The sequence below is a fragment of the Faecalispora jeddahensis genome (assembly GCF_000577335.1).
In the GTDB taxonomy this organism is placed as follows: domain Bacteria; phylum Bacillota; class Clostridia; order Oscillospirales; family Acutalibacteraceae; genus Faecalispora; species Faecalispora jeddahensis.
Window position 1 is genome coordinate 23,251 of the sequence record NZ_CBYL010000042.1, and the last position, 7,681, is coordinate 30,931.

7 protein-coding genes are annotated in these 7,681 nt (G+C 42.3%); all 7 read right to left on the minus strand.

The annotated features are described in order from the left end of the window. Positions 1-14: 14 nt before the first annotated feature. From TY09_RS14145 to TY09_RS17720, 7 genes are read right to left on the minus strand one after another with little or no spacing between them, the layout of a single operon-like run. On the minus strand, positions 15-530 hold the full coding sequence (locus TY09_RS14145; protein ID WP_042435682.1) for a hypothetical protein: 516 nt from the start codon (positions 528-530) through the stop codon (positions 15-17). Then, entirely contained in the window at positions 531-1,970 is a 1,440-nt protein-coding gene (locus tag TY09_RS14150; protein ID WP_042435686.1) for a hypothetical protein, read from the minus strand. Further along, entirely contained in the window at positions 1,967-2,215 is a 249-nt protein-coding gene (locus tag TY09_RS14155) for a hypothetical protein (RefSeq protein ID WP_042435688.1), read from the minus strand. The genes TY09_RS14150 and TY09_RS14155 overlap by 4 nt, the downstream gene beginning before the upstream one ends. A 53-nt stretch (positions 2,216-2,268) precedes the next feature. Beyond that, entirely contained in the window at positions 2,269-4,026 is a 1,758-nt protein-coding gene (locus tag TY09_RS18880) for a M23 family metallopeptidase (protein WP_052335675.1), read from the minus strand. Positions 4,027-4,032: 6 nt separating this feature from the next. Continuing rightward, positions 4,033-6,402, minus strand: a complete 2,370-nt coding sequence (locus TY09_RS14165) for a VirB4-like conjugal transfer ATPase, CD1110 family (protein WP_081759671.1) — start codon at positions 6,400-6,402, stop codon at positions 4,033-4,035. Continuing rightward, a complete protein-coding gene (locus TY09_RS14170) occupies positions 6,308-6,748 on the minus strand; it encodes a PrgI family protein (RefSeq protein ID WP_042435692.1) in 441 nt (146 codons plus the stop codon). Before TY09_RS14170 ends, TY09_RS14165 begins: the two co-directional genes overlap by 95 nt. A 9-nt stretch (positions 6,749-6,757) precedes the next feature. Beyond that, positions 6,758-7,573 (minus strand): hypothetical protein, encoded by an 816-nt coding sequence (locus tag TY09_RS17720; RefSeq protein WP_052335677.1) that lies wholly within the window; start codon positions 7,571-7,573, stop codon positions 6,758-6,760. Between the last annotated feature and the right edge of the window lie 108 nt (positions 7,574-7,681).

Sequence of the window (7,681 nt, forward strand, 5' to 3'; positions counted from 1 at the left end):
AAAGCTGGAACAGATTAACTCTGCTCTAGCTTCTCTTGGGATTTTTTCAACAGGTACTGCAGCAGCCATTCACTAAATCGTTCACTTAGGGTTTTCCGGGGGAGTGAATATGGCTCATGCAAATTAATCATGTGGGTTTGTTCAATAAAATGGTGAATAGCAGTATCGTAGTTCATATATAGATTTCTTTGAGTCTCACCAGTTTCGGGAGAAACAGTATAGGAAGCATATTGTATCCTTTGATGTTTCGGATGAAAAAACACTGTGAGCTGGTTGCCGCGATAATTAAGAATCATGAATTCACCAGAGCCAACGGAGGGTAGGTTATTGTGTTCCTGAAAGAAAGCAACGATTTTCCCCAGGGATTCTCTCTGCACTCCATCTGCATCGGTTACCAGACGAACAGAGAAATCCGGAAGAATGAATCCTACGGGAAGCCCCTGATAAAAGACAATCAGGAATTTTTGAATTCTACCCTGCTCTTCTACCGTGTAGCCTAATGTCTCCAGATATGAAACCAGCTTTTCCATTTATCCCACCATTTCCTTTCCCTGCTCACGCTGCGGATTATCTCGGCCGGAGTTCTGCACAGCTGCTTGTTTTTGTGAGTATTCGAGTCTGCTTTCAATGGTTTCCATATCGTCGTATTTCCCTGATTTCATGTTGGCCATGAATTCGTCCAGAGAAGCAGTACCAAATTTTGCAATGATCTCCTGACGTAAACTCTCTTTCTCTTCCGGGTTAAACCCATCCAGTGTTTTAAGTAAATCAATGTATTCATTGAAATCTTGTATTAAGAGTTCCTGGTTCGGAGTGGGGGAGAATGTGTCTTGCGAAACTGAATTCTGATTTTGAGAGAAGGAAGCGATTTTTCCGAGAAGTTCTTTGTTGAGCTGCGAACTCAAGGCTTCGTTAGAAAGGACCGCTACGGCCAGAGCTTTTATATCAGAAGTGGTCAGCTCAGGATCGCTCTGCCGATCGTTTTTTTCATCTTTTCTCTGTACTAAATCGGAAGCGCTTCCGGTTTGCGGGGCTTCATCTGGCAGGGAAGATTTATACTGAGCTTCACGGTTTTTCTCCTGATCTACGCCAATTTCGCCCTTATATTCCTCCCTAGCCTGTTTGACAACTGCATCGATCTTTCTCATTTGGGTTTCTGTAGCTTGCGGAGTATAGGTGATTTCCTGTTTATCATTAATAGTCGCAACCTGAACATGCTTGTCTTGAATAGCATAGTGCCGCCCAGAGGGAGTGAAGGATACTTTCAGGGCCATACCAATTCCTTTTAATAGTTGCTTTAACTTCTCGAAAAAAGCTGGCAGCGTGGGTGTATCTCCTCCAGTTTCCTGGTAGGCACCGCGCAAATTACTGTTATGTCTCCTATCGTCACTTGTGATGGTGACTAAGTCATTCTTTCCAATGTAACCGACGATATTTCCGTCAGAATCGGTTATGTCATATGTTCGGAAAGAGTCTTTTTGGCTTGAAGCAATCAAATTGTATCCGCGCTTTCGGATGGAGTCCATAAAACGCTGGATTCGATTCTTTTGATATGCGGAAGTGGGCATATTGCCGACAAGTCCCGAACGTGCGGCGAACTTTTGTGTAGCCTCAGACTTTTCATAACAAGTGTCGACGAGAACCATCTGACCATCGTCCTCAAGAGCACTGATATGAAAGATCTCTCTATTTTCATAAAAGTCGTAGGTGACGGTTAGAATGGTGTTCTCATACTGGGAGAGTTTTGCTTCACCGCTGATTTCTTCCAACCCTTGAATATTGATAGCGTGAAGAATAACCTGATCTAATGCTGTGCGTTTTGCTTCATGCTCAGGAATTAAACTGACGGAGAGATCCGGAAGAATAAAACCACAAGGATTTCCCTCGAATACCAGCGCGGCTGGAAAGACATCACTTCCAATGCTATTAACTTCATAACCTGATTTTGTTAGTGCCTCTAAAACGTTCATTTTTCTTCCTCCTTCTGATGGTTGATTAAAGCATACAGGCGTCCAGTGTCTCTGTTTTTGATTGCCTGAATGATTTCAGTGGCATCAAACCCTTCGACAACAATACTGTTTAAGCTGCAGAGCAGCTCAGATCGCTCTAATTCGTGCAGCTTGTCCTCCTTCTCTTTGAGATGTTGTTGTAACTTCTGCAGCCGGTCCCGATCCTTTTGAATCGATTGTTTCAGCTTTTCAATTTTCTCGTTCATTTTTACCTCCTAAAAAATTTGTAGGCAGGAAAGGAGTAGCTCCTATCCTGCCGCTATTTAAAGAACTGCTGTGGATTTATTGGAACACCATTCTTTCGAATCTCGAAATGAAGGTGCGGGCCGGTCGAATCTCCGCTGGAGCCAATGTACGCAATGATCTGTCCTTTTTGGACATGATCACCCTTGTTGACCAGAACTTTACTACAATGGCCATACCGGGAAGAATAGCCGTTACTATGATCTATATAGACACATAGACCGTACCCGCCGCCCCAGCCGCTGTGAACAGCCTGAGTAACAACACCATCAGCGGTAGCGACGATTACCTTTCCATATGCTTCATAACCGGAGATGTCGATACCCTTGTGCATCTTACCCCAGCGCGCTCCGAATGGACTGGTGATCGTTGTTACCCCAGGTGTTGGCCAGGTAAATAGCCCATCGCCATCCGTAATAATAATACCGGTCGTTGGCGAAGAAGAATCAGTAATCTGCTTCAATACATCCAGCATTTCGAGAATATGATTCTTTTCTGTTCCTGTAAAGCCCAAGGAATCGATTATTTCTTCCGCTGTGTATAGGTGTACCCGAATTGTAATTTTGCGTGTGCTTTCCTCCTTGACTTCTCCATTGTCGGTTACCGTTTGCTCGGTATCGCTCTTCTTCTCCACGGTATAGGTATTAAGAGCAGAATGGAATTTTTTCAGTGCTGCTCTATTTTCTGAATTTAGATTAAGAACAGTCCAGTCTTTTGTGACTAGGATGGCCAGTACGTTTGCATCTGTGTCGACAAAACCATTCCATTCAATTTTGACGGTTGTATTTGGTTTGTCACTGTACTTTTCTTTCTCATCATTGACTTCCTGCTGAAAATCCTGATCCAGCTGCGCTACATACTCAGTTAGCTCCGGATGGTCAATTGTTGAGCCAATAAATGAGTTGGCAAAAGCACCGGTAGATTGGTTTAATCCTGTAATGGACATTACTATCAGCACTGCGGCTACAAGAAAAACCTTGGTCCCGGAACCGACAATCAGGTCTTTTGCTCCCTGAAATATTGCTTTTAAAATTGTATGGGGAAAAGAAGCAGTTTCGCTTGGAGCCGGAATGGCTTTTGTTTTCTGATATGCTATTCGACGGGCTGCTGCATTTCTGGCGGCAGCCGCCCGCACTTCATCAGGGGGTGACGGCTTATCTTTAATGCGGTAACCTTTTCGTCGGGCAAATCGCCGGACATCCTGAAAGGCTTGTACAGCAGATTGTACATCTTGAGTATACTCTCCGGCCGCCTGCAGGCCGACGCTGTCGCTTTCTTTCAATTCTCGTGACACATCTCTTATCAGATAGCGACCAAAACGCTGAATTTGATCCCGGCCGACCGCATTTTTTGTGCGCTGCCAATAGGGAATAGAGATAAATGGAACACGCTGCTGCGCAGATTGTGTAGAAAGAGATGAGATTGAATGGGGGATGATCGCTTTGCTAATCTCCTGGCCACCGATTTTTTTATAAGCGGCCGGTCGCACCATATCGATAGCATCAATCTCCATTTTATCGCCAGTGTCGGGGGAGAAAGAAGTTACAGATTTTATAGATTCTTTTTTGATGTAAGTACGAGATAATGGCCCCAGATGGATCTGTTTCTCAGAGAGCTCGTCGGACTGTTTTCGGGAGTATCGAGACACCCCGGGGCGATTGTAATGTATCTGCTTTGCAAAATCACTTTGTGTTAGCATTTCAGTGGCGCCAGTTGCGAGGTTTTGCTTCTGGATGCCGTCACGAGTGTATTTTATGACCTCTTTTTCCAACATAATGAATCACCCGGCCTGATGTGGTTTACCAACATCAGTCATGAATATGTCAAAAAGCTTACCAGGTTCAATAATGTTGTTGAATTCTACGATACTGTTTCCGGCCTTAAACAGACCAGTTCCTTTTTCGCAGGTCAGCAATTTGTGGATCTGCTGATCCGAAAGGTTCATTACCTGAGCGATGTCACCGATCATATCATTCTTCTGACGGAACAACATTACAAATTCGGAGTTGGAGAGTAACGCCTTTGCTTCCTCGCTGCGAATTACATCACGAACTTCCTGAGTCATGCCGGTAGCAATAAGGCCATACTTTCTGCCGCGCTTCCAGGAATTGATCAGCCAATCTCCTGTACTGGGATTCTTTAGACTGTGGTGAATTTCATCGTTCCAAAGCCAAGTGGTCTTATTTAACGCCTGATTCTTTGAGATCAAATTCCAGCAGAAGTCTTGAATAATGGTCATACCCATAATTTTTAGCTGTTTTCCTAATTTCTTTGTGTTAAAGCAAAGAATACGGTTATTCAAATCAACATTTGTTTTGCCGGCAAAGATATTCAAAGTTCCTTCAACGTATATCTCTAAGGCGCTCACAAGGTCTTTTGCTTCCTTTTCATTTTGTTTTTTTAGATGCTCATAAAAATCCATAAAGGTTGGAACATTCTCTTCGCAAGGATCTTCCTGATATGATCTGTAGATGTGACGGATGCAGCGATCTATTATAGACCGTGCAATATCAGATATTCCTTTGCTATTGTTTAGAGTAACTTCTATTAAAGAAATAATGAAGTCTGATTTAAAGGGAATGGGATTTGGTTCATCTTCACCACCATAGAATTCATTGATGTCAAATGGATTAAATTTGGTTGTTGAATTGTTGGATACCTCGATTACTTGTCCGCCCAGAAGCTCCACCAGCTTAGTGAATTCGCCGTCCGGGTCAATAATTAGAATATCATCGTTTGTGCGCCAGTAGCATTCCCATATTTCGTCCTTACCTCCCATTGACTTGCCGGAACCGGATGCACCAAAATAGAAGCCATGTGCGTTGTTATACAACTTCCGGTTCATAAGAATGATATTATTACTGAGTTTATTCTTACCGTAAAACAAGCCGCCGGTGTGGACGACTTCAACTACATTAAAGGGAATAAATGAGGCCAGTGAAGAGGTCTTAAACACTCTTTTGATAAAAGTATCGTTGCGCCCTAATGGAAGTACTGAATTAAATCCATCTTCTTGTGCAAAGGTGAAAGGTCGCAATGTGTACCCAGATTTGTATACTTTGCTGTTTATATTGTCGGCAATAAAAGATAGCTCCTCCAGCGATTTGGCACGGATATGAATTAGCACATTAGCTATAAACATTTTCTCGTTTCGGGTTTCCAGATCTGATAAGAAAGCTTGAGTATTATCGATGGCCTTCTTCAAATCTCTGGGCGGTTCAGGGATCAGGATACCGTATTTGACTTGTCGTGACCGATTGTCCTCTTTTTCTTTTTCCAAATGCTTAAGTCTGGTTCTAACCTCATCGATAGATTCTCTAGGGTTTTGAGGCAATACATTGACGGTAAGCAGAATGCTATCGTCAATGGTGGTGATGTCTTTTACCAATTCATCTGATAAATCCTTTGGAAGTTCTGCCAGAAATAAAGTCTGTGTATAATAGTCTCCCAGCTTGATGTAATCATCATGGTCTGTATTCATAGAATAAGGAGCAATGAGGTCTTTATCTATCACTCCGGTAGATGCCATTTTTTGATAGCTCAATGCGGTTGTATCATCTGGGCGATAGATTTCACGCAGAAATGACAATCTTTCCAATTTGTTCAGCCGTTTCGTAGCGCAGCCAATTAGGCGTAACTGTTGAATAATTTCGTTATCGATTCTATCAAATCGAACAGCAGCGCCGGTATGGTCGTTGTCCTGGATGGTAACAGTAATATACTTTTGCTGGATATATGAGTTGTTTCCATTCATTCGGTTTTTCAGCATTTGATTGTATTCGTCCACACATTGCTTCAAATCTTCAGAAGCATCTTCGGGCGCATGAATGTACAAATCGATATTAGTGCGAGATAATTGTTTCGTCAGTATATGCACTTGAAATAGCATCGTATCATCAAAGGCATTCAAAAATTCACAATATTTCTCGAAGATACCGTATCGTGAGGACTCCTGAGTGTTGCTGTAATTGGTATCCTCAAAAGAAAATGTGGCGCTATATCGATTGTTTCCGAGATAACATATACCATCATCATACATGACTTCAAAAGGAATGCTATTTTGTGCGGTGTCCCTTTTTTCCCAAGGGAAAGAGCTTCTTGTGATTTGTTTTTTGACCTTCTTGCGCGATTGCATTTTCAAGCTGTTCATTTGCAGTTTTCCACTCCTTTTGGTTATTCTCGATGATCTCGTATAGATTCGTCATTACAAACTTTCTCTTTCGAGTGTATTTAAACTTCGCCAAATATTTATATTTTAAGATTTGTTCAAGGTGTTGGCCGTCTTTTTTATATATACCGAACCACATCACGGGCAAGCAGCAGATGCCAGCGACAGTTGAAGCCAGGTCAACGCTGCCGGTAGGTAGGAATAGACCTGCAAACACAAGAGCGGCCACAGCAATTGCAATAAGGAAACAAATGAGCATACGTGAAGAAAAATTCCCCCACACCTTGTTTTCATACTCGTAAATGTCATCAAGATTTCTAATAATCATAAGTGCCTCCTAATAGGTAGCCAGCAATTTCTTCGATAGGGTGCCTGTTTTTGTTAACATAAAGACTAAGAGTAAGGAAAAACCGAGCATTTGCCAAGCTCCATCCATGTTTGCCTGGATTGCAACGGTCTTGATCAGTTCAGTGTAAAACACCACGCAAAGAATAATAAAGCCGCCCTGTAAAAGGACGGCTGCAAAGAGTTTTATAAAGTTTTTTCCAATCTGACTGTACTCACTATGAATTAAGGTTGCAAAGGGAATAGGGGCAAATACCCAGTAGAGCATAATCTCAAAAAGCCTGCCGTAGACAATTACCATTATAATCACACCCATACCCCTCATAATAAAAACAAGTGGCTGGAGTTGAATCAGATAGGCCAGTTTATCGAGAAAGGACATTCCGTCAATTTGATTGTACCAGGAATTATAATCGGTAGATCCGTTCTGTGCTTCAAGACCTACCTTCTCACCAATTCTCAGAATCAAGCCGTTAATTTGTAAAAACAGAATTTTTAGAAGATCATAAGTTTTAGTGATAAAAATGAATGGGAAGACAAATTTCAATACTGTCGTAGAAACTAGCTGTAAATCGAGTTCCGCATTCGCTTTGCAATACACCTGATACAGTTCTGCGGCCATAAAATACGCGAGAATGGAAATAGCAAAGGGCATTACTATTGTAGCCCCAAGATTTAATATGGTTATCCAGAACGAATCGCCAAACGCTTCAGCTGGCGACATGGTAACCTGGTGGGTTATGTCCACCAGGTTTTTTGAAATACCAGAGAATATGTTTGCGATACTGTCACGAAGAATATCATTCAATTTATGTCACCGCCCGAATTAGAAATAAGGGAAGAATAAAGGCGTTATTAACACAGCTCCAATTCCGGCCTGTGCTTCCGCAGCGCTGACTTGAGTTATAGCCCATGT

Excerpts from the sequence above, each read along its gene's own strand:
- TY09_RS14155 (WP_042435688.1), bottom strand. The coding sequence starts at position 2,215 with ATGAACGAGAAAATTGAAAAGCTGAAACAATCGATTCAAAAGGATCGG.
- TY09_RS14170 (WP_042435692.1), bottom strand. The coding sequence starts at position 6,748 with ATGATTATTAGAAATCTTGATGACATTTACGAGTATGAAAACAAGGTG.
- TY09_RS14145 (WP_042435682.1), bottom strand. The coding sequence starts at position 530 with ATGGAAAAGCTGGTTTCATATCTGGAGACATTAGGCTACACGGTAGAA.
- TY09_RS14150 (WP_042435686.1), bottom strand. The coding sequence starts at position 1,970 with ATGAACGTTTTAGAGGCACTAACAAAATCAGGTTATGAAGTTAATAGC.
- TY09_RS14165 (WP_081759671.1), bottom strand. The coding sequence starts at position 6,402 with ATGAACAGCTTGAAAATGCAATCGCGCAAGAAGGTCAAAAAACAAATC.
- TY09_RS18880 (WP_052335675.1), bottom strand. The coding sequence starts at position 4,026 with ATGTTGGAAAAAGAGGTCATAAAATACACTCGTGACGGCATCCAGAAG.